General features: G+C 62.1%; 1 protein-coding gene. It reads left to right on the forward strand.

Going from position 1 to position 264, the window contains the following annotated elements; all coding sequences use genetic code 11:
• On the forward strand, positions 1-264 hold a 264-nt coding region (locus tag KVT38_RS33800), incomplete at both ends, for a hypothetical protein (RefSeq protein WP_217598090.1).

Here is a 264-nt window from a genome sequence, read left to right on the forward strand (position 1 = left end):
GCACGACGGCGCTGACGAACAAGCCGGTTGCGGCGCCCTTGGAGCTTCCGAGCGGATTCACGGTGAACAACAACGGGGGAAGCGCGTCCTACACTTTTGCGGACAATGGCGAATTCGTCTTCCTCGACAAAGACGGCAACGGCGCCATTCGCGAGTACAAAGCCGTCGTCGCCAATATTGACAAGGAGCCGCCGGCGTTGACGCCCGCCGGACCGCTTACCTATCCGGTCTATCAGGGGCTGCCGTTCACCTTCGACGAGCCCG

The organism is Cohnella sp. GbtcB17, from assembly GCF_019091135.1.
GTDB lineage: Bacteria > Bacillota > Bacilli > Paenibacillales > Paenibacillaceae > Cohnella.